Raw genomic sequence first — 21,126 nt, forward strand, 5'->3', positions numbered from 1 at the left:
ATTCAGAAATTGATGACGGCACCCGTGCGAACGCTTTCGTCCGCCGCAAGACATATTCGCAGCGACTGGTAGGCATCCTGCATGTGGCGCGTAAGATCGATATCGTCGCGGATTGCCCTTCGGACGAACTCCGCTTGGCGATTGCACAGTTCCTGAGGGTCCGAAACGTTCCGCATCTCGATCAGTTCGTCCGGCTCCGCGAATGTTCCTCCGGAGGCCAGCGACGCCCGATGCAGCCGGATGGACGCGGCGCGCATCGCTGTCTCCACATCGCCCGTCTTGCCATCCGCATTGGCAACGATCGAGACGCTGCCCTTCGGCGACATCACATCCTTCACGAAGAACGCCATCTCCGAGATCATCGGCCCCCATCCAGACTCGTACCAGCCGAGCGAGCCGTCGGCGAAGCCAACCTGGAAATGGCCGTAGTTGTACATGCCGGGTGCGATATCATCAGACATCCGCAGTCCCATTCCGCGGACCCAGCATGGAGCGGCATCGGTGATCTGACACATGACATCGACATAGTGGACACCGCAATCGACGATCGGAGAGGTGGACTTGAGCAGCGCCTTGTGCTCGTCCCATCCCCTGCCGGAGGACTGCTGGTTGAGGTTCATGCGGAAGACAAACGGCCCGCCGAGCGTCCTCGCCTCGACGACGAGGCGCTGCCAGGACGGATGGTGCCTGAGAATGTAGCCGACGATCAGCTTCCGGCCGTTGGCCCGGGCACAGGAAATCACTCTTTCGGCGTCTTCGGCGGTGGTCGCCAATGGCTTCTCGACGAAGACATGACAGCCTGCTTCCATGGCCATGACCGCAAACTCGGCGTGGCTGTCGGCGTAGGTGTTGATCGAGCAGAGTTCCGGTCTCAGTTCCCCTAAGGCATCCTTGAAGGAAGGAATGAGCCGATGGCCGCTAAGCGCCTCGGGAAGCTCGACATTCGAACGGTTCACGAGTCCTGCCACGTCGAATCCGGAGTTCGCAGCGTAGGCCAGAGCGTGGCTGCGCCCCATCTTGCCAAGTCCGGCAACGAGAACACGGATGGGTTCGCCGGGCGAGCTCATTTGACCGCTCCCGCTGTGATGCCGCGGATCAACTGACGCGAGAAGATGACGTAGAGGGTGACAATCGGCAGGATCGCCAGCGACAGTGCCGCGAGCACCGCATTCCAGTTGGTGACGAACTGACCGATGAAGATCTGCGAACCGAGCGTCACGGTCTTCGTGGCTTCCGAAGGCGCCAGGATCAGTGGGAACCACAGGTCGTTCCAGATCGGGATCATCGTGAAGACGGCGACCGTTGCCATCGCAGGCCGCACCAGCGGCAGCACCAGGCGGAAGAAGATCGCATATTCCGAGAGACCATCGATGCGCCCGGCATTCTTCAGGTCGTCGGAGACCGTCCGCATGAATTCCGACAGAATGAAGATGGCGAGCGGGATGCCCTGCGCCGTGTAGACCAGGATCAGTGCCGTCTTGGTGTTGACGAGGCCGGTGGCGACCATGCCCTGCAGGATCGCAACAGTGCCGAGGCGGATCGGGATCATGATGCCGATCGCCATGTAGAGGCCGATAAGCCAGTTTCCGCGGAAGCGGTATTCTGACAGCGCAAAGGCCGCCATGGCACCGAACAGCAGGACGAAGAAGATCGATGCGACCGTCACCACGCCACTATTGTAGAAATACAGGCCAAAATTGCCCTGAGCCAAAACGGTGTCATATCCGATGAGGCTGAAACTGCTTGGGTTCGGCGGGGCCATCGGCGACTGGAAGATCGACGCTCGGTCCTTGAAGGAGTTGATGACGGTGAGGAACACCGGAAAAAGCGCGATGATCGTATAGGAGATCAAGGCAAGGTGGACGAAGCCGGTGCGGAAATGTGACGTTCGAGCTTTCGACATGCGCCGCCCCTCAGAACTGGTAGCGGCGAAGACGCCGTTGGATGGTGAACAGATAGAGGGAAACCCCGGCGAGAATGATCAAGAACATCACCGTCGCCACTGTCGCGCCCATGGACCGGTCGCCGAGCTGCAGCTGATATCCAAAGAACGTCCGGTAAAGGAATGTCCCCAGGATGTCCGTCGATCTGTCAGGGCCTGCAAGAGCACCTTGCGCCGTGTAGATCAGGTCGAAGGCGTTGAAGTTTCCGACGAAGGTCAGGACCGAGATGATGCCGATCGCCGGCAGCACCAATGGAAGCTTGATCTTCCAGAACTGGCTCCATCCGGTGATGCCGTCGCACTCGGCCGCCTCAATCACCTCGTCCGGGATGCTTAGGAGTGCCGCGTAGATCAGCATCATCGGCACGCCGATCCATTGCCAAACCGAGATCAGGGAGAGTGCCACCAACGCGGAATCCGTGCGGCCGAGCCAGGGAGCGAAGATCCACTTCAGCTCGACGAGGTCCAGCAGGTATGGCGCAACACCCCACATCGGCGACAGGATCAGCTTCCAGATGAAGCCGACAATGACGAAAGAAAGGAGAGCCGGAAGGAAGATCGCCGTCCGGTAGAGGGCTGCGAAGCGCAGCCTTCTTGTCGAAAGAAGTGCAGCAAGCGCGATTCCGATCGGGTTCTGAACGCACATATGTATGGCGAAGAAGACGAGGTTGTTGCGGAAGGCGTTCCACAGATCGTGCGACCAGCGGGCGTCACCGAAGAGAACCCTGTAATTCGCCAGGCCGACAAAGGTGAGCGCGCCGTCGACATCGTTATAGAAGGACTGCCGCAGCGTCTCGGCGAGCGGAAGGATCATAACGGCCGAGTAGACGAGAAACGCCGGAAGCAGAAAGACACCGATATGCCATCGGGTTGCCTTCCTCACGTCGATGACTGTGCCATCGATTTTTTCATTCATCGCAGTTTCCCTCTGGATTTCATGCACGTCGCCGGAACCTGGAGATGCCGCAAGTCCGGGCGCATTCCTTGGAGTAAGAAACCGTCCTCTTCCCTGACCAGGCCGAGCATACATCGCTGAATCCTTCGCACAGGACATCGGCGGCGCCCTGTCGCTAACGACATTCACGTTAGTCGGAAGAGGCCGCCGGCGGGTCCGCGACCTCCCGTTCGGCTTACTTGGCAGCGCCGGGCTTGTACCAGCTGTCGAGGCCCTTCTGGAGCTTCTCGCCGGCGACGGCAGGCGTATCGGTGCCGTTGATGACGTTGGCCGATTCAACCCAGGTCTCGTTTTCGAGGTTCGGGGTGCCGCGCGACAGAATCTGATAGGTCGAGCGGACGGTCGACTTGTACGGGCCGCGCCAGGAAACGAATTCCTGAGCCAGCGGATCGCTCATCTTCACCGGGTTGGAGTTCAGGCTGAAGAAGCCCGGCAGCGCGTTCGCGTAGATCTCGGCGAATTCAGGCGACGCAACCCATTCAAGGAACGTCTTCGCCTCTGCCGCATGGGCCGACTTGATGTTGAGGCCAACGCCGATATCTGGATGATCCGAGATGTAGCCCTGGTCGCCCGCCTTCGGAACCGGTGGCGGGAAGGCGCCCATCTTGAACTGTGCCTGGCTGTTGAACAGCGCGATTTCCCACGAACCGGCAGGATAGATCGCTGCACGGCCGAGCGTGAAGAGATTCTGGCTGTCCGAGTAGGTCTGGGCTTCGAAACCGTCGCCGAGGTAAGGCTTCCACTTGGCAAGCTCTTCGTAAGGCTTGACCCAGTCGGCATCCGTCAGCTTCTGCTTGCCGGAGATCAGAGCGGCGCGGCCGTCTTCACCCTTCCAGTAATTCGGGCCGATGTTCTGGTAGCCCATGGTTGCGGCTTCCCACATTTCCTTCGTGCCCATTGCCATCGGCATGTAGGTGCCGTCAGCTTTGATCTTGTCCAGGGCGGCAAAGAACTCGTCTTCCGTTTTCGGGATAGAGATGCCGAGCTTGTCGAAGGCATCTTTGTTGTAGATGAAGCCGTGGATAACGGAGGCCATCGGCACACAGAAAGTCTGCTTGCCGTCGTCGGTCGACCAGGCAGCCTTGGCAACCGGCGTGAAGTTTTCCATGCCCTTGAGTTCGGTGAGATCGGCAAGCTGCTTCTTCTTGAAGAGCTCGAGCGACGCGTCGAACGGACGGCAAGTGATGATGTCGCCTGCGGAACCGGCATCGAGCTTGGCGTTCAGCGAAGCGTTGTATTCCGTCTGGGCGGTCGGTGCGAACACCACCTTGATGCCCGGATGCTTGGCTTCGAAAGCCGGGATGATCTTCTGCTGCCAAACCTGGATGTCATCCTGGCGCCAGCTTTCGATCGTCACCGTTGCGTCTGCCGCCTGCACATTCGCAGCGAAGCCTCCAAGTGCCGTCGCAGCCAGCAAAATAGCCGTGTATTTCATATGCCTTGCTCCCTCTGTTCTAGCGTCATCCTGACGCCGCGTTGATTCCTGCACGCTCTTCCCTGACGACCCGCTAGGGCGCAAAAGTTCCCCTACCCGGACAGGCAGCCTGTCCGGATTTGCTTCACGTCAGAGATGTCACTCTTCATTTCGCCGGAACACGTCTCCGGCGAACCTTGGCAGGACGACTGTCCTGCTTACCTTTTTGGATGCAGCTCGATGGCCATCCAAATACAGCCTTCATCCGTCCAACCGCGGTGCCAGGGGTAGCGGAACGCATGTACGCCCTCGACCTGAAGGATCGGGTCGTGCGTATCGCCGGGCGCCGTGGACAATTCGCGGTAGAGATCGGCGCCAGCCTGATCGCGAAAGATCTGGATCCGGCCGTTGCCGGAGATTTGCGTGTGGATTTCAAGGAAATCGTGGGTGTTATGAATGCCGGCATCCGTCTTCGGTGGCGCCCACCAAAGATTGAGCCGGATCTCGAAATCGGAACTCTCCTCTCGCGGTTGGGGAGCATTCGCGAAATGCCAGGGATTGACCCGAACCGAACCCGCGACATCCTTCGGAGAGATGTAAAGCGGCGTATGGCGCGGAAATTCCGCCATCCGATCGCCGAACCAGTCCCAACCGTCGAAGACCACGCCGCCGAGATTGGTGGCCGTGGGAACATCGACAACGGAAACCCGCTCGGCGCTGGCGATCAGGCCGCCCCGAAGGATCGTCGACTTCCAGGGCGGGATGATGCCCGGAACGTCACCGCCGACAACCATCTTTACGTTGGACAGGTTGGTGACAACGCCGTGCACCGCCACATCGCGGGCATTTTCAATCAGCTCCGCACGGACGAATTTGCCGTCGAACGCGAGCGCACGGCGCTTGTTGAAATCGCTCATCGCTTCTCCTCCTCATTCCTTCGAACCTTCCAGAAACGCTCCCGGTAGGCTCCGTCCTCGCTGGAACTCATGTAGCGGCGCAGCTCCGCTTCGGGATCACGTCCAGGAAAGATCTCCGCAATCTGTGACGCGTATTTTAGGATGGCCGTAAACTTGGCCGCAAAGTCGACCGCGACATCGACGTGATCGCCGATCTCCCATCCGCTCCGCTCGCGTGCAGCAGGCACGTTGTCCGGGAATTTCGGAGGAAAGAACCCCGCGGAATATGGAATATCCTCATAGAGATACACATCCGCGGCCCATTGGCCGGCGTCCTGCCTGAACGCCTCGGTCGTGACGACATGGTCGACGTGCCGCCCAACCGCCATCGGGCACAAGACGATGCTCGGGGGGATCGCCTCCAGCCATGACGCGAGAAGAAACTTTAACTCCTTCCATGCCGGATCATCTGCGACTGGCGGAGAGAAGACGGCCTCGCGGGTCGGATACAGAAACTCTCCGTCCGGGCCTGTGCGGTAGATGGAGTCCAGCAATCTGCCCTGGACAATTTCCGCGCCCAGTAGCGCAAGCGATGCGGCGTCCTCGTCGCGGCGAACCTGATAAGGATTCGCTCCCAGACCCCACCATTCGTGCAATTCCTTCACCAGCGGTGACGGTTCGCCTTCGACATGCGTGTCCGCAGTGAAAATGTTACCGACCACGACCGGGCACTGCTGCCTCACCGCGCGCTCGATCAAACCTCCCGCGCTTAGCACTGCATCATCAAGATGAGGTGACAGGATCAGGATCCGGTCGTCTTTCGTGAGATTGCCCAGCGTTGTCACTTCGATTCCTTACCCTTCCATACCCGCAGTCCGGCCAGTCGCAGGTCCTGCCTGCGACCGGAACTCATCTGCACTCAGCCGAAGCCGCGTGCCTTGGAAACCTCATCGATCGCCGCAGCCGCGACCTCCACAGCCTTGTCGAGCTCTTCCCGGCTGGCGATTAGCGGAGGAGACATCTCGATGGAGTGTCCGATTGCCGTTACCAATACGCCCTTTTCATGCATCGAGTTCATCACAGCCTTGACGGTCTCGTCCTCGAAGGGGGCCTTCGTCGCCTTGTCGCTTGTGAAGTCGATGGCGTGCCAGTGGCCGATGCCCCGGACTTCGCCGACGATCGGAGAGCTGCCGAGCGCGGAGCGCAGTGCTTCCTGCAGATAGACACCGTTGTTCCGTGCCTTCGAAAGAAGCCCTTCCCGCTCCTTGATCTCGATCACCTTGAGTGACGCGGCCATGGCGCCGGCGTGTCCGCTATAGGTGTGGACGTTGCGATACATCGGAATGGCGTCGGCAATCTCGGGGCGCGTTGCGACGGCGCCGGCCGGGACGTAGCCAGCGCTCATGGCCTTCGCCATCGTGATAATGTCAGGCACGATCCCGAACTGTTCGGACGCGAACCATGTGCCCGTACGGCCGAAGCCGGTGATGACTTCGTCGCAGATGAGGAGGATGTCGTGCTTCGTGCAGATCTCGCGGACACGTCTCCAGTAGTTCTGCGTCGGGATCTGAACGCCATGAGCCTGCATGATCGGCTCGCCGATGAAGGCTGCGATATTTTCCGGTCCCTCAAGCTCGATCTGCTTCTCGAGATAGGTGGCGCACATCTCCGCCCAAACTTCATCCGTGACGCCAAACGGGTTTCTGTAGCGCGTCGGGCTCGGGATGAAGCTGTTGCCGGGGACACGCGGATCCGGGATGTTACGCACCGGAAGCCAGTCGGTCACCGAAAGGCAGCCCATCGTGGCGCCATGATAGGCATTCCAACGCGAGATGACCTTGTAGGCCCGCGGCTTCTTGCCCTTGGCCTGGTGGTATTGCTTCGCAAGCTTCAGGGCGCCTTCGACTGCTTCCGATCCGGTGCTGACGAAGAAGATCCGCGAGAGGTCCCCGGGTAGAATTTCGGACAGCTTCTCGGCAAGCCTGATGGCAGGCTCTGTCGTATTGGCCGCGGTACCGACGAAATGGACGTTGACCAGCTGGTCGTAGACAGCCTTGGCAATCTCCTGATTGCCGTATCCGAGCGTGTTTGCCCGGGTCGGCGAGCCGAGCATGTCCAGGTATTCGCGATTATCCTCGGTCCAGAGACGGCAACCCTCGCCCCGGGCGTAGATGGAAAGGCCATTCGTTGCAATTTCCGACTGGCTCACGATCGGAATGATCATGTGATCGAGTGCCGATTTCAGCAATGCCGGGAGATTGCTGTCTGATTGCGTCGTCATGGTCCTTCATCCCTCATAAATGGTGTTCTTGCAGGCTTGGATCACAGGGCGGATGCACCGTCTGCCTAAAGCCGAAATCACATTGGACGTTCGAAAGCTCTCCGCAGCCACCGCTACGGGGTCGCGAAGTCCAGGCCGCACGCCCGGAACTTGATTGTGTGACGGTCTCCCGCTTTGTTCCCATTGTAAGCGCCAGCCACAAGCAGATCCGCTGCGTCTGACGATCCGATAACTGACAAACCGCTTGCCAGTATCTCAAGGGATCAGCTCTTTCGCCCTATTTGTCCACTTGATGGACTAATACTTGCAAAAAGTTTCATTGCATGTCAATCCTTTTTTTATGAGTGAATTTTCAATGCTTGCAGACGGACCCGAAAACACCGGTGGACGGGCTCCGAGGGCCATACTCGGCGCGAATGTCGAAGGTGCCAATGCGCACAACCGTCGCGTTATTCTCGACGCGATCCGCGTCAATCGGGCGATGTCCCGGGCAGATCTTGCCCGGGCGACCAAGCTGTCGAAGCAGGCCGTCTCCAACATCGTCGACGAGTTGGAACGCGAAGGCATGATCATGGCGCAGGATACTGTCGCCCGCGAAGTGCCCGGACGCCCGGCGGTTCCCTATGTGCTGGCTCCCAACGGGGCGTATGCCATCGGTCTTCACATCGACAGACACGAAGCCCGAGCGGTCATTGTCGATCTGTGTGGCGATGTTGTGGTGCGCCAGCGCGCGCGCCTGAATGCCGAGGACCCCGACCGAGGCTTCAAGGATCTGCTCGATCTCCTGTCCAGCACCCGCAAGGATGCCGCAGTCCTTCGCCCCGAGCTCGAAGCCCGCCTGGTCGGGCTCGGCGTGGCAATGCCCGGCCCATTCGGGATCGACGAGGCGCGCAGCGTCACGGCGGACGTCTACAGCATGGCGCGCTGGCAGAGCTTCCCCCTCGTTTCCCGCCTGGAATCGGAAACAGGATTGGTCGTCAGCCTGCGAAACGACGCGGCTGCAGCGACGATGGCAGAGATGATCGCGGGGCGATTGCATGGCGTCAAGGATGCCGTCTGCCTCTATCTCGGATACGGGCTGGGGGCCGGTATCGTTATCAACGGCGAACTCTACAATGGCCGCAACGGCAACGCCGGCGACGTCGGCCTGATCCCGGCCCAGCCCGGATGCGAGTCGAGACCGCTTTTAGAACGGCTTGCCACGCTTGCGGCGCTGAGCGAGTCTCTGGAACTCGACCCCGCCGACCCCGAGTTCTTCACGGTGATCACCCAGATCGCCGAAAAATCCGGCCCCGAGTATCAGGCCTGGCTATCCCAAGCCTCCAGGGAAATCGGATGGCTCCTTGCGATGACGGAGCTGGTCTTCGCGCCGGAGGCGATCGTGCTTTGTGGCAGCGCGCCGCAGGCTCTCCTCGATGACCTGCTTGAACGCCTCAAGGCGCCCGGGCTGGCCGAAGACCGTCCGCGAATGATGCGCGGCCTCGCCGATATCTGGGCACCTGCCCGAGGCGCTGCATCGGAGCCGATCGGCCGGAGCTTCTCGCCTCGCTATTCGGCCCTGTTCAAGAAGTGACCGCAGCCTGAGCCGGCAAGCGGCGGAAGAGCGACTGGTGCCGCTGGAACAGCGCGCCAAGTGCATCGACGGTCACCCGGACGCGTCTGATATGCCTGAGATCCTCATGAACGGAGAGCCAGTAGCTGCGCGTCAGGCGGAAGTCTTCCAGCAGTGGCTTGAGCCCCGCACCTTCGGACACCATGAAGAACGGCAGGATACCGATGGCCTGCCCGGTCTCCACGATATGGCGCTGCGCGATAATGCTGGTGCTTCGAAGCGCGGGCCTCTGTTTGAAACCGAGTGCGTCGAGGTAGTCGAGTTCCCGTGTATGCAGCAGGCTGGGTATGTAGCCGCACAGTATGTGAGCATCGATATCCTGGAGCGCAGATGGCTCTCCATGGATGCGAATGTAGCTGTCTGACGCAAAAAATCCGAGCTCGTAGTCTGTCAATCGCCGGGTCGCGATGCTTCCGGTACCCGGGCGATCGAGGGTGATGGCGATATCCACTTCACGCGAGGCCAGCGAGTAATTCTGCGGGAGAGCGACAAGCTCGATATCCAGCGACGGGTACTCGGCGCGTAGCTCGTTGAGATGTGCGCTGAGATATGCCGCGCCGAGCCCTTCGGGAGCGCCGATACGAATAGTTCCGGAAATCTCCTCCAGGTCGCCAGCAACCGAGCCGATCTCGCTGAGCAGGGTCGATTCCATATGCGTGACCACCGCCACGAGGTTCTCCCCCGCGGGAGTGATCTTCAGCCTCCTCCCCGCCCGATTGAAAAGCTTCACCGCGAGGCCGCTTTCGAGCCGCACCAGCCGCCGGCTGATCGTCGAATGGTCGAGGCCGAGCAGCTTTGAGGCTTCGGTTATTTGCCCCGTCCGGGCGATGCAGAGAAATACGCGCAGGTCGTCCCAGTCCATTCAGCACCCGTTTTTTCACATTGTATGTGTAATATTGGTGGTTGTCATCTCGGCCATATCGAAGCATTCCTTTCACAAGAGGAATAATCAATATGATGGACAAATTTGATTATATTGTCGTGGGAGCTGGTACCGCCGGCTGCATCCTCGCCAATCGGCTTTCGGAAGACCCCGCCAACCGCGTGCTGCTGCTGGAGGCTGGCGGCAATGACAACTGGATCTGGTTTCACATCCCGGTCGGATATCTTTTTGTGATTGGCAACCCGCGCGCCGACTGGATGTTCCGCACTGAAGCCGAACCCGGACTGAATGGCCGTTCACTTGCCTACCCGCGCGGCAAGGTCATCGGCGGGTGCTCATCGATCAATGCCATGATCGCCATGCGCGGTCAGGCGGCCGACTATAACAGCTGGAAAGGCCTGGGCCTGACAGGCTGGGGATGGGACGATGTCCTGCCCACCTTCAAGAAGATGGAAGACCACTTTCTCGGCGAAGGCCCTTTTCACGGTGCTGGCGGCGGGTGGCGGGTCGAAGCTCCCCGCATATCGTGGCCCGTGCTCGATGCCGTGCGCAAGGCCGCCGGAGAAATCGGCGTGCCGCCGACAGACGATTTCAATCTCGGCCGGAATGACGGCACCGGATATTTCCATGTGAACCAGAAGCGCGGACGCCGGTGGTCATCGGCTCGCGGCTTTCTGAAGCCGGTCCTGCACCGGAAGAGCCTCACCCTCGAAACGGGCGTCCTGGTCGATAAGCTGATTATCAAAGATGGACGCGCGATCGGCGTTTCCTACCGGCGTGCCGACGGTTCCGTCCAGGCTGCATATGCCAAGGCCGAAGTCATCCTGAGCGCTGGCGCCATCGGCTCCGTGCAGATCCTCCACCGGTCTGGGATCGGGCCGGGCGAATGGCTCTTGCAGATGGGCGTCCAGCCGATCCTTGAGCGGCGCGGTGTCGGCCGCAACCTTCAGGACCATTTGCAGCAGCGCGCGATCTACCGTGTCAAAGGCGCCAAGACCCTGAACGACAGCTATCACAATCCCATTTCGAAGGGACTGATGGGGCTGGACTACCTGATCCGCCGCCGGGGGCCGCTCACCATGGCGCCATCTCAGCTCGGCATCTTCACCAAATCCGATCCCGATCAGCAGCGCGCCAACATCGAATTCCATGTCCAGCCGCTGTCGCTCGACAAGTTCGGTGACCCACTGCACCGGTTTTCCGCGATCACGGTTGCGGCATGCAACCTCAGGCCCACATCGCGTGGCATCGTTCAGACAGTCACGACCGACCTGACGAAACCGCCGCTCATCAAACCGAACTATCTGTCGACCGACGAGGACCGGAAAGTGGCGGCCGATGCAATACGCGTGACCCGGCGACTTATGCGCCAGCCTGCCCTCGCCTCGCTTCACCCGGAAGAATATCTCCCCGGCCCCTCTGTCGGTGACGATGACCAGTCCTTGGCGAAGGCAGCCGGCGATATCGGCACGACAATCTTCCACCCGACCAGCACGGCCAGGATGGGACTGAGGTCGGATCCGGATGCGGTGGTGGACGATCGTCTGCGGTTCATCGGGCTCGACGGCCTGCGGGTTGTCGATGCGTCGGTGATGCCGCTGATCGTCTCAGGCAACACCAACACCCCGACTGCGATGATCGCCATGAAGGGTGCCGACATGATCCTGGCGGACAGGAAAACTGCCTAGAATTTCAAATGCGTGAAAAGTGATGGCGCTTCCGGGCGCCGCTTGAGGAGAACAAGACGATGGCAAATTGGTTGAAACGCGGCGCAACTGCCGAGGCTGTTCGTGCCGCCGACAACAGTGTGCGCGAAACTGTGGAGCGGACGCTCGCGGACATCGAAGCGCGCGGTGACGCCGCTATCCGCGACCTCTCGATCAAATTCGACGGCCTGCAGCGCGATGACTATCGCCTGAGCGATGCCGAGATCCAGGCGTGCATGAGCCAGCTTTCGGATCGCGACCTGAAGGACATCGAGTTTGCCCAGACGCAGGTCCGCAACTTCGCGCAGCACCAGCGCGCCGCCCTGATGGACATTGAGGTCGAAACGCTTCCGGGCGTCGTCCTAGGACACAAGAACATTCCGGTTAACGCCGCGGGCTGCTACGTGCCGGGCGGGAAATATCCGCTTCTCGCCTCCGCCCATATGTCGGTGATCACCGCGAAGGTCGCAGGGGTGAAGCGCATCATCACCTGCGCACCACCGTACAAGGGCAAGCCCGCTCCGGCGATCGTCGCGGCCCAGCATATGGCAGGTGCCGATGAGATCTACTGCCTCGGCGGCATCCAGGCTGTCGGCGCTATGGCGCTTGGTACGGCTTCGATCACCCCCGTCGATATGCTGGTCGGACCCGGCAATGCCTTTGTCGCCGAAGCAAAGCGTCAGCTTTTCGGCCGCGTCGGCATCGATCTCTTCGCGGGCCCGACGGAAACCCTGGTCATTGCCGACGATACCGTCGATGGCGAGATTTGCGCGACCGACCTTCTCGGCCAGGCAGAGCATGGACCGGATTCGCCGGCAATTCTTCTGACGACCTCCGAGAAACTCGCGCGTGACACCATCGCTGAAATCGGGCGTATCCTGACGATCCTGCCGACTGCCGAAATCTCCGCAAAGTCCTGGGCTGCCTACGGACAGGTGATCGTGGCCGAGAACGACAAGGAGATGGTGCGGATCGCTGATCAGCTGGCGTTCGAACACGTGCAGGTCATGACGAAGGATCCTGATTACTTCCTGAAGAACATGACCAATTTCGGAGCCCTGTTCCTCGGACCGCGGACCAACGTCGCATATGGCGACAAGGCGATCGGCACCAATCATACGCTGCCCACCAAGCAGGCGGCTCGCTACACCGGCGGCCTCTGGGTCGGGAAATTCCTGAAAACCTGCACCTACCAGCGCGTGCTCACCAACGAGGCCTCGACGCTCATCGGCGAATATTGCTCGCGCCTGTGCGCGCTGGAAGGTTTCACCGGGCATGGCGAACAGGCGAACATCCGGGTTCGCCGATACGGAGGCAAGAACGTGCCTTACGGCGGCAAGGCGGAATAGCTCACCTTCATTATCTAGCGGGCCGGACAGGTTCCGGCCCATGCCTATTATCACTGGATCGAGGTGGCGCGAGACCGACCGTCACCGAAGACTAAGGAGGAACACATGGACCAGCCCACCCAACGCCTGACAGGCGGCCAGATCGTCACCGAATACCTCGTCCGGGAAGGCGTGAAATATGTCTTCGCGATCCCCGGCCATGGCAACACCGCGCTAATGGATGCGTTTGTCGACCGGCAGGACGAACTGACCGTCATTCCGGCGATGCACGAACAGGGCGCATCGCATATGGCCGACGGCTATTATCGCGCCAGCGGCCAAGTCGCGGCCGTCTGCGTTACAATCGGACCGGGCGCCACCAACACGCTGACAGGTATCGCCACGGCATTCATGGATTCCATGCCGCAACTGGTCATCACCGGCGCGGTGCATACCTATTTCACCGGGAAAGGTGTCCTTCAGGAAATCGACCGTCCGCATGCGGACAATTTCCCGAGAATGGCCGAACCCGTCGTCAAGCGCTGGTTCCAGCCGTCTCACGTCGAGCAGCTTCCGGAAGTGATGAGCCACGCATTCAACGCGATGCTTGAGGGCCGCCGCGGACCCGTTCTGATCAACTTCCCCCAGGACATCCAGGCCGAGGAAGCCGAGGTCAAGCTCGCGCCGATCGAGCAGCGTCGCCCCCGCGGCCGGCTGCATGGGGACCCGGGAGAGATTGCCCGCGCCGCCCAGCTGCTTTTGTCTGCAGTGCGGCCGGTCATTCTTGCAGGTGGCGGCGTCATCGCGGCCGAAGCGACCGACCTGCTGGTAAAGGTGGCAGAACGTCTCGGCGCTCCCGTGACGACATCCTTCAACGGCAAGGGCGCGATTGCCGAGGATCACGAGCTCTATGCCTGGCCCTGCGGCGACATGGGTTCCTTCTCGGGCAACGCCATGACCCGCGAAGCCGACGTGATCCTCTCGCTCGGCTGCCGCTTCAGCGACCGTGTCACGTCTTCCTATACCCAGGGCGTCACGTTCGACATCCCGAAGACCAAGCTGATCCATGTCGATATCGACGGTTTCGAGATCGGCAAGAATTATCCGGCAGAAGTTGGCATCCTCGGCGACGCCCATGCGGTCCTGTCGGCGTTGCTGACCGAGCTCGAAAAAGCCCCGGCGAGAGAATATCGGGGGACGGAGTACTTCCAGCGCTTCCAGGACCTGAAGGCTCAGTGGGTTGAGCATCTGCGCCCGCAGCAGGAGGCAAACCACTCACCGATCACGATCTCGCAGGCGCTCGCGGAGGCCCGCAAAGTGCTGCCACGTGACACTATCATCGTCACCGATTCAAGTTGCCCTCAGAACCAGGTTTACAACGAGTTCCCGGTGTACGGTCCGAAGCAACACCTTACGGCTGGCGGCTTCTCCGGCATTGGATTCGCGCTGCCGGCGGCAATCGGTGCCAAGCTAGGCGCACCCGATAAGCCAGTCGTTTGCATCTGCGGCGATGGTGCATTCCTTCAGACCGGACAGGAGCTCGCTACCGCGGTCATGATGGGCATTCCTGCCGTCTTCCTGATCCTGAACAACGGCGGCTGGTGTGGAATTCGTAATTTGCAGCTAAATCTATTCGGTGAGGATCGTGAACTGATCACCAACTTCAAGACACCGGACGGCAATTCGTGGATGGCCAACTGCACCGACTTCGCGAAGTCGTTGGGTGCAGCAGGCGAGCGTGTCGAAAATCCGGCAGAAATCGGCAACGCGCTCAATCGGGCACTCGCATCTCGCCAGCCCTACATGGTCGAGGTGATCTGCTCGCTTGATCGTCCTTGGAGCAACATGCACATGACCGGGTGGTGGGATATCACGGTTCCCGCGAACCGCGGCGAATACCGCGAGCGATATGAGAAGAAGCGCGGATTTTGATCTAGTTGTGGCACGACATTGGGAAGGCCAGACAGCCTGGCCTTTCCGCGGGGTACCATGGAAACATTCACGGTGAAGCCCTGACAATCTCCGTCTTTTGAATTCGACGCGGCCAAGAAAACCCCCAAAAGCAAGCTCGGGACGAGGCAGTCGTAAAGGGTATCGTTTGGAAGAGAGCAAAGGGCTACCGCGGATAGCATGAATCTCTCGGCCAACGGTGCAGGTGACGATGTCCTGCAACTGCCGGCGGCTTGGATCATGAAACAAGACATCGTTGCTGATGACCGTCTTTACCTTATGGCGAGCGGCCATGTTCGAGAGATTGTGAAGCCGCAAGCGATCATTCGGGCGACGGCGCAAGCACAGAGAAACGTAAGCCCTGTCCCGGAAGATTGCGGCGATCTTCCTGAGTTGGCCTGCATAAGTCTCGTCGGCCTCATCCGGGATCATGATGGCAATCAGGCCAGCGGCATACCCTTGCCTCCCCGGCTCTTGCCGAGTGAAAGCAGGCGGGTCAGTCTCGAATAGGCTGGCGGATCGGTGGGGTAGACCAGGATAGACATGCCGTCGGAAAGATCGAGCCGACACCCGACGATCAGTCTCACGCTCGTGATCTTTGCCGCCTCCCGTGCCCGCACGATCCCGGCAAGCGAGTTGCGATCGACCACGCCAAGGGCGTCGATACCAAGCGCTGCCGCTGTGGCAAACAGTTCCTCGGCCGAACTGGCTCCCCGCAAGAACGAGAAATGCGTGGTGACCTGAAGTTCGGCATATCTCATCCGAACACCCCATGCAGAAACCAGAGGTGCGAGCCCGTCTCGGCATCCACCCCGTCACCGGCGCGATAGACCCAGTAGCGTTCGCCCGCCTCGTCCTCGACAACGAAATAATCGCGAACGGCGGCATGTTCTCTCGGCCGAAGCCACCACTCGCCGAATATCCGCTCAGGGCCGTCTGCCCGCTTTACGCGCCTGCGCTTGCCGCGCCAGGTGAAGACGGCCGGCGGCTGGTCAGGGAGCAGAGCGGCGACGTCGATGCGCTCCGGGTTCGCCAGCAGCCGCGACGGCCTCGGCCATTTTGCCGCCCATGTCGCCCCGGTTTCGTCGGCCGTCGGGCCGATGCGCATCACCGATCGCTCGGGAACGTCGGAAGCAACAGGCGTGACCTTGTAAAGCCGCTGGCCGCGATTGCCGAGAATGTCGACAAGCGGTGTCACGTCGAACACGGGTTCTTCGATCAGAGAGGACGCTGCCTGCCGCTTCTCGAGTGGCTCTGCCATGATGGCGACAAGCACCAGGCGTTCGATGCCAAAGCCGGGGTCGATTTTCTCGATGCGGTCGCAGAGAAGTTTTGACAGTCGGGTGGGGTCACGCACCGGTTTTGCCAATCCGGCTCGAATGCACTGGCGGGTGATGTCGACGCGGTGGATGACGAGATCGGAACGCCTGACGCCGAGACCATGTGTCTCCAGCTTGGCGGTCAATTCGCCGACTAGTCGACGCACATATTTGGCGATCGTCTCCGCCGCGCCGATCGGCTCCTGAAAGTTCTTCGCTGCCTCGACAAGCTCAGGAGTGCGCAATGGTTCGATGGGTTCTGCCATTCGCCCAAAGAGCTGATCCAGCCGCCGGCCGACTTCGGGACCGTATCGCAGCGTCACGGGCGCGCGTGGCATTGCGGAGAGTTCACCGACCGTCTCGACGCCCATCACCCGCAGTCCATGGATTGTGTCTGGTGGAAGACGCAGACAGTGGATCGGCAGGCCAGTCACCGCTTTCGCAACACCGCCGATCGGGACAACCGTCGTTTCAGCCGACGTCACGCGGGTGATCGCATGCGCTGCTCCCCAGGTGTCAGTGACGGCAGCACGTGCGGTCAGGCCTCGTCCCCTCAACCCATTGACAAGCCCGGAGATCAGCAGATCTTCGCCACCCTGCAGGTGATTAGCGCCTTCGGTGTCCATGACGATCCCATCTACACCATCGACGGCGACGACCGGGCTGTATTGCCGGAGCGCCCACAGCGCCAGCCGTTCTAGGGCAGCGGCGTCGGCGCTAGGATCAGCATCGACCATCGTGAGGTTGGCGACGACGGCCTGGGCTTTGCTCGCCGGCATGCCAACCTTGAGACAGAGTTTGCGCGCGGCGGTGTCGGCAGCCGAGATCCAGCGTTTCGACCCCGATTTGGAAATGACGACGAGGGGCTGATCAGCTGGCACGGCTCCCTCTCCATGTCGCCGTATCCGGTCTGTTGGCAGAGTGGGGAAGTAGACACACACGACCCTTGGCATCACAGGCTCCTATTTCAAACTCAGCACATTATCCTGCTTTCACGCGCATCAACTCGGCCAGCCATCGTGGGCGGCCAACGCCTGCGACTGGCAACTCCTCCGACGGCAGCACGCTCACCCTCCATCGTGTCGTCGAGGCCGTCGGATTACAACCGCAACCGACCCCACTCGGCCCTCGGCAGCATCACGCCCGCCGAGTTCGCCCTAAAATCCTCGCTGGAAAAACAGGCCGCCTGAGGCCAGAAATGATGATCTGAACCCTTCAAACTGGACCAATTTTGGTTAGAGTTTTCCGGTGCATTTTCCAAGCTGGGAAAGGAACGGAAGACGATGAAGGCATCGCAGTTTTCGGACGCACAGAAGCGTTCATTCTGAAGCAGGGTGATGAAGGCGTGTCGGTTGCTGAGATCTGCCGGAAGGCAGGGATCAGCCAGGCGACCTATTTCAACTGGAAGAAAAAATACGCGGGCATGCTGCCGCCGGAGATGAAGAAGTTGAAGCAGCTCGAGGACGAGAATGCGGGGCTGAAGAAGATCGTCGCGGATCTGACGCTGGACCGCGAGATGCTGCAGGACGTCATTCGGCGAAAGCTCTAAGGCCTGGTCGCAAGCGGGAGATGGTGAAGGTCATGTGCCAGGATTGGGCGATCTCGATCCGGCGTGCGTGTGGAGCGTTGAAGTTCGACCGGTCGACCTACCACTACACCTCTCGCCGCGCCGACCAGGCCGGTCTGGAACGTCGCATTCGTGAGATTTGCGAGACCCGCGTCCGGTACGGCTATCGTCGCGTGCACGTGCTATTGGAGCGTGAGGGTTGGGGTGCCAATATCAAGCGGACCTATCGCATTTATAGGGACTTGGGCCTTCAACTCAGGAACAAGACACCGAAGCGCAGAGTGAAAGCCAAGCTGCGGGAAGATCGACAGATGGCTATCGGACCAAACGATGTCTGGGCGATGGACTTTGTGCACGACCAGCTCGCCACTGGGAAGAAACTGCGTGTCCTGACGGTGGTTGATACCTTCTCGCGATATGTGCCGGTGCTTGATCCGCGGCACAGCTATCGCGGCGAAGACGTTGTGCAAACGCTTGAACGAGCATGTCGCCAGGTACCATCCGTGTCGATCAAGGGACGGAGTTCGTGTCGCGCGATCTCGACCTCTGGGCCTATGCGAAGGGCGTTACGCTGGACTTCTCACGCCCTGGAAAACCGACCGATAACGCCTTCATCTTGCGTCGGGGCAATCGATTCGCTGGATCGATTGCTTTTTCCCTCCTCACGTTCAACGGCCGCTTCCGAGCGGAATGCCTGAACCAACACTGGTTCCTGACCCTTGCGGATGCCCGCGAAAAGATGGAGGATTGGCGTAGAGACTTTTATGAAGCGCTGACAGCATGGTGCTAAAGCTCCTCTACGCAGCGGCCGACTCGATCCTCACCCGCAGTCGTGGCAGCTTCGCTCTCAAGGGATGGGCCATGAAGATCGCCAAGCGGCGCGGACTGCGAAAGGCGCGTGTAGCGCTGGCGCGTCATCTGGCCGTCATCGTGCACGCCATGCTGCGCGATGGCACTTTGTTCGAAGCATAAGATGAAGTAGAATCTGCTTGCCAGTGGTGAAGCCGGATAGCTGATCCGAGGGCGGTGTCCCGAGAGGGAACGCAGGGACGAATGATCTGCGAAGGTTACCGGATGGGCCAGAAAGCCCGCTTCGAGTCAATGCAACATTCGGCCTTGTGAAACCCGATACAGCACGATCGCTGCTCGCAGCCATCAGTGCGGACAGATCCTTGAAACTCTCAAGGGAAACACCGCCAAGCTCTGCAAATTACAGATCCTGAACCTAGTCATCAGCCGTCTATTGGGACGGTTGCGCCGATGAAACCGTTCGATCTTGTCATCATGCCCGTCATATCCCAACCATCCAGCAGGCGATGCTCGGCGACGATTTTTCGATCACTTATTCCATCCTTCTGATCCTGACGCTATTCATGACCGATATCGCACTCCTACGTTAAGCGCCGGTCACCTAAGGCCGCACATATGATCGACTGCATGCCGGCGGTGCTGTGGTCAGCGGCCGCTGCGGCGAGCGGAATGGCGGCTCGACAAGGAGGAGGTGATGGAAGCGGCCCGCTCCGATCTCAAACTCGACGTCTCGTTTAAATTTCCACGCCCCAAGACGCTTTCCAGCGTCGCCTCTCAGCGACATTGACGCGGCGACAACCTTCTAGCCGTCCCTCCTGCCGGCTTCGCTATAGGAAAGGATCTTTCGTGCTCGTTCGATAACGGGGCGGTCAACCATCTCGCCGTCGATTCGTAAGGCCTCGCCGGATGACGCGGCGCCCAGGGTATTGCGCGCCCAGACAATTGCCTTCTCGCTGGGCCTGAACGCCTTGACGATCGTCTCGATCTGCTTTGGGTGGATCGCGAGCTTGCCGCCGAAGCCTAGCTCAGCGGCATGACTAGCATCATCTTCCATCACAGTCGGGTTTTCGAGATTGGTCGTTACCCCGTCGAGCGGCGGAAGACGTCTAGCCGCCCTAGAACGCCACACAAGTTCGCTACGCGCCGCGAGCAATGGCAAACGTTCGTGAGCACAACCGAGATCGAGAGAGAAATCGAGGGAACCGAAAGCGACCATCACCAGATTCTCAGCGCACAGAATTTCCGGCAAGTGAGCGAGCCCGATGGCGCTTTCCACCTGCGCTATGACCGGGAAGTGGCGCCTTGTACGCTTTGCGATGTTTGCGATGTCTTCCGATCGCTCAGCCTTCGGCAGCATGATGGACACCTTTTCCAGGCGATTGACAGCATCAAGATCCGCTTCATTCCAATTCGTTCCCGGGGCATTTATCCTGACAATGACTAGGGATTTTAAACCACTGGCATGGGCCAGAATGGCATCGCGTGCTCTATCCTTGTCCGCCGGCGCGACCGCATCTTCAAGATCGAGAATGACGGCATCAGCAGTGCTGGCATCCGCCTTGTGAAAACGCTCCGGCCGCGAACCCGGAACGAAGAGAGGTGCAACGGGCGAAATGAAGTTTACCATTGTGCCTTAGCCTTCATCGATAAATGGCCGTCTGCCGTTTTCACCTCCATGATCAAGCCGTTTTGGCAGGGCGTTGCGCCCAGCAGCAGTCTCTGCCTACCAACCGCAGCACGCAGGCCACGGAAAGAGAAATGGTTGGGAGGTTTTTCAGCTATAAGCGCTGCGAAATTCAATAAGAGCGTGGCCTGCAACGGACCGTGGATGACGAGGCCTGAATAATCCTCCACCTCGGCGGCATAGGGTAGATCGTAGTGAATGCGATGGCCATTGAAGGTAAGGGCCGAATACAGAAACAGGAGGAGAGAATCAACATCCGCCGCCCGTTCGTACGGCGCAGGAGAAATATCCGACGCGGCCTGTATCGCCAGGCTCGAACTGGCGGCTTCCCGGTACACGATCGTCTGGTCCTCATCGAGGATGCATCCTCGTTCATTGCTTATTTCATGGTGGACTGTCACGAAAATCAGCAATCCCGACCGCCCATGCTTTTCCTCGATCTTGGTGATGGTCGAACGGCGGCGTACTAGATCTCCGGCTGCGAGCGTTCCTCTGAAGACGAGATCGCTTGCCGCCCACATCCGGCGCGGAAGAGGAGCCGGCGGAAGGAAGCCTCCTTTGACCGGGTGGCCATCAGGCCCCCGGTGCCGCACATCGGCGATATCGGGTGCAAGGCACCAATGAAGTCCAAGCGGGGCCATCGCGTCGCCGACAGCAGCCAGATGCGGTGCAAGCGTCGCACTGAAGCTGGATATCAGGCGCGGCGTCACCACGTCCTCGACTTCGATCGCTTGGCCGATCCAATCCTGCAGTGAAACGATAGCTTTGGGGTCCATGGA

Annotated in this window: 15 protein-coding genes and 5 pseudogenes; 7 read left to right on the top strand and 13 right to left on the bottom strand. The window is 60.1% G+C overall.

The genetic code is table 11. The annotated features are described in order from the left end of the window. Positions 1 to 2 precede the first annotated feature (2 nt). The 7 genes from GR212_RS23485 to GR212_RS23515 all read right to left on the bottom strand — a co-directional run bounded on the left by GR212_RS23485 (position 3) and on the right by GR212_RS23515 (position 7,488). The gene (locus tag GR212_RS23485) at positions 3 to 1,067 is read right to left on the bottom strand and encodes a Gfo/Idh/MocA family protein (RefSeq protein ID WP_163990034.1); all 1,065 of its coding nucleotides are present in this window, start codon (positions 1,065 to 1,067) and stop codon (positions 3 to 5) included. Next, positions 1,064 to 1,903, bottom strand: a complete 840-nt coding sequence (locus GR212_RS23490; protein ID WP_163990036.1) for a carbohydrate ABC transporter permease — start codon at positions 1,901 to 1,903, stop codon at positions 1,064 to 1,066. The genes GR212_RS23485 and GR212_RS23490 overlap by 4 nt, the downstream gene beginning before the upstream one ends. 10 nt (positions 1,904 to 1,913) lie before the next feature. After that, entirely contained in the window at positions 1,914 to 2,858 is a 945-nt protein-coding gene (locus tag GR212_RS23495; protein WP_163990038.1) for a carbohydrate ABC transporter permease, read from the bottom strand. Positions 2,859 to 3,072: 214 nt separating this feature from the next. Continuing rightward, the gene (locus GR212_RS23500) at positions 3,073 to 4,332 is read right to left on the bottom strand and encodes an ABC transporter substrate-binding protein (RefSeq protein WP_163990040.1); all 1,260 of its coding nucleotides are present in this window, start codon (positions 4,330 to 4,332) and stop codon (positions 3,073 to 3,075) included. A gap of 197 nt (positions 4,333 to 4,529) precedes the next feature. Continuing rightward, on the bottom strand, positions 4,530 to 5,228 hold the full coding sequence (locus GR212_RS23505; RefSeq protein ID WP_163990042.1) for a hypothetical protein: 699 nt from the start codon (positions 5,226 to 5,228) through the stop codon (positions 4,530 to 4,532). Next, positions 5,225 to 6,052 carry a PIG-L family deacetylase gene (locus GR212_RS23510; RefSeq protein WP_163990044.1) on the bottom strand — a complete coding sequence of 276 codons (828 nt, stop codon included), beginning with the start codon at positions 6,050 to 6,052 and terminating at the stop codon, positions 5,225 to 5,227. The genes GR212_RS23505 and GR212_RS23510 overlap by 4 nt, the downstream gene beginning before the upstream one ends. 74 nt (positions 6,053 to 6,126) lie before the next feature. After that, complete coding sequence (locus GR212_RS23515; protein WP_163990046.1) at positions 6,127 to 7,488, bottom strand: aspartate aminotransferase family protein; 1,362 nt, start codon at positions 7,486 to 7,488, stop codon at positions 6,127 to 6,129. A gap of 355 nt (positions 7,489 to 7,843) precedes the next feature. Between GR212_RS23515 and GR212_RS23520 the strand changes: the two genes are divergently transcribed. Beyond that, positions 7,844 to 9,061 carry an ROK family transcriptional regulator gene (locus tag GR212_RS23520; protein ID WP_163990048.1) on the top strand — a complete coding sequence of 406 codons (1,218 nt, stop codon included), beginning with the start codon at positions 7,844 to 7,846 and terminating at the stop codon, positions 9,059 to 9,061. On the opposite strand, the gene GR212_RS23525 is transcribed toward GR212_RS23520, so the two are convergent. Then, positions 9,051 to 9,962, bottom strand: coding sequence for a LysR family transcriptional regulator (locus GR212_RS23525; RefSeq protein ID WP_163990049.1), 912 nt, complete (start codon positions 9,960 to 9,962; stop codon positions 9,051 to 9,053). The two genes, GR212_RS23520 and GR212_RS23525, sit on opposite strands and share 11 nt — an antisense overlap. Before the next feature lie 92 nt (positions 9,963 to 10,054). Here GR212_RS23525 and GR212_RS23530 point away from each other — a divergent pair, with 92 nt between their 5' ends. The 3 genes from GR212_RS23530 to GR212_RS23540 all read left to right on the top strand — a co-directional run bounded on the left by GR212_RS23530 (position 10,055) and on the right by GR212_RS23540 (position 14,949). Beyond that, positions 10,055 to 11,671: a GMC family oxidoreductase gene (locus GR212_RS23530; protein WP_163990051.1), complete on the top strand. Its 1,617-nt coding sequence runs from the start codon at positions 10,055 to 10,057 to the stop codon at positions 11,669 to 11,671. Between the two features lie 59 nt (positions 11,672 to 11,730). Beyond that, positions 11,731 to 13,038, top strand: coding sequence for a histidinol dehydrogenase (gene hisD / locus GR212_RS23535; protein WP_163990054.1), 1,308 nt, complete (start codon positions 11,731 to 11,733; stop codon positions 13,036 to 13,038). Positions 13,039 to 13,143: 105 nt separating this feature from the next. Then, complete coding sequence (locus GR212_RS23540) at positions 13,144 to 14,949, top strand: thiamine pyrophosphate-binding protein (RefSeq protein WP_163990056.1); 1,806 nt, start codon at positions 13,144 to 13,146, stop codon at positions 14,947 to 14,949. Between the two features lie 219 nt (positions 14,950 to 15,168). On the opposite strand, the pseudogene GR212_RS23545 reads toward GR212_RS23540, so the two are convergent. The 3 genes and pseudogenes from GR212_RS23545 to GR212_RS37235 form a co-directional block, all read right to left on the bottom strand. Next, positions 15,169 to 15,728: pseudogene (locus GR212_RS23545) on the bottom strand (PHP domain-containing protein); the annotation flags it as partial. Next, positions 15,725 to 17,239, bottom strand: a complete 1,515-nt coding sequence (locus GR212_RS23550; RefSeq protein ID WP_204326724.1) for a DNA polymerase Y family protein — start codon at positions 17,237 to 17,239, stop codon at positions 15,725 to 15,727. The pseudogene GR212_RS23545 and the gene GR212_RS23550, both read right to left, overlap by 4 nt. After that, positions 17,157 to 17,384: pseudogene (locus tag GR212_RS37235) on the bottom strand (damage-inducible mutagenesis protein); the annotation flags it as partial. The pseudogene GR212_RS37235 and the gene GR212_RS23550, both read right to left, overlap by 83 nt. Before the next feature lie 185 nt (positions 17,385 to 17,569). On the opposite strand from GR212_RS37235, the pseudogene GR212_RS23560 reads away from it, so the two are divergent. The 3 pseudogenes from GR212_RS23560 to GR212_RS37785 all read left to right on the top strand — a co-directional run. Beyond that, positions 17,570 to 18,622, top strand: a pseudogene (locus GR212_RS23560) (IS3 family transposase); the annotation flags it as partial. A 5-nt stretch (positions 18,623 to 18,627) separates the two neighbouring features. Continuing rightward, positions 18,628 to 18,825, top strand: a pseudogene (locus GR212_RS23565) (IS110 family transposase); the annotation flags it as partial. A gap of 276 nt (positions 18,826 to 19,101) precedes the next feature. Next, positions 19,102 to 19,375 (top strand): annotated as a pseudogene (locus GR212_RS37785) (DUF421 domain-containing protein); the annotation flags it as partial. 90 nt (positions 19,376 to 19,465) lie between these two features. Here the strand turns inward: GR212_RS37785 and GR212_RS23570 are convergent. After that, positions 19,466 to 20,290 (bottom strand): HpcH/HpaI aldolase/citrate lyase family protein, encoded by an 825-nt coding sequence (locus tag GR212_RS23570; protein WP_163990060.1) that lies wholly within the window; start codon positions 20,288 to 20,290, stop codon positions 19,466 to 19,468. Further along, entirely contained in the window at positions 20,284 to 21,123 is an 840-nt protein-coding gene (locus GR212_RS23575) for an FAS1-like dehydratase domain-containing protein (RefSeq protein ID WP_163990062.1), read from the bottom strand. The genes GR212_RS23570 and GR212_RS23575 overlap by 7 nt, the downstream gene beginning before the upstream one ends. Positions 21,124 to 21,126 lie beyond the last annotated feature (3 nt).

Origin of the sequence: Martinezella lusitana (assembly GCF_010668395.1) — a bacterium.
GTDB lineage: Bacteria > Pseudomonadota > Alphaproteobacteria > Rhizobiales > Rhizobiaceae > Rhizobium > Rhizobium lusitanum_A.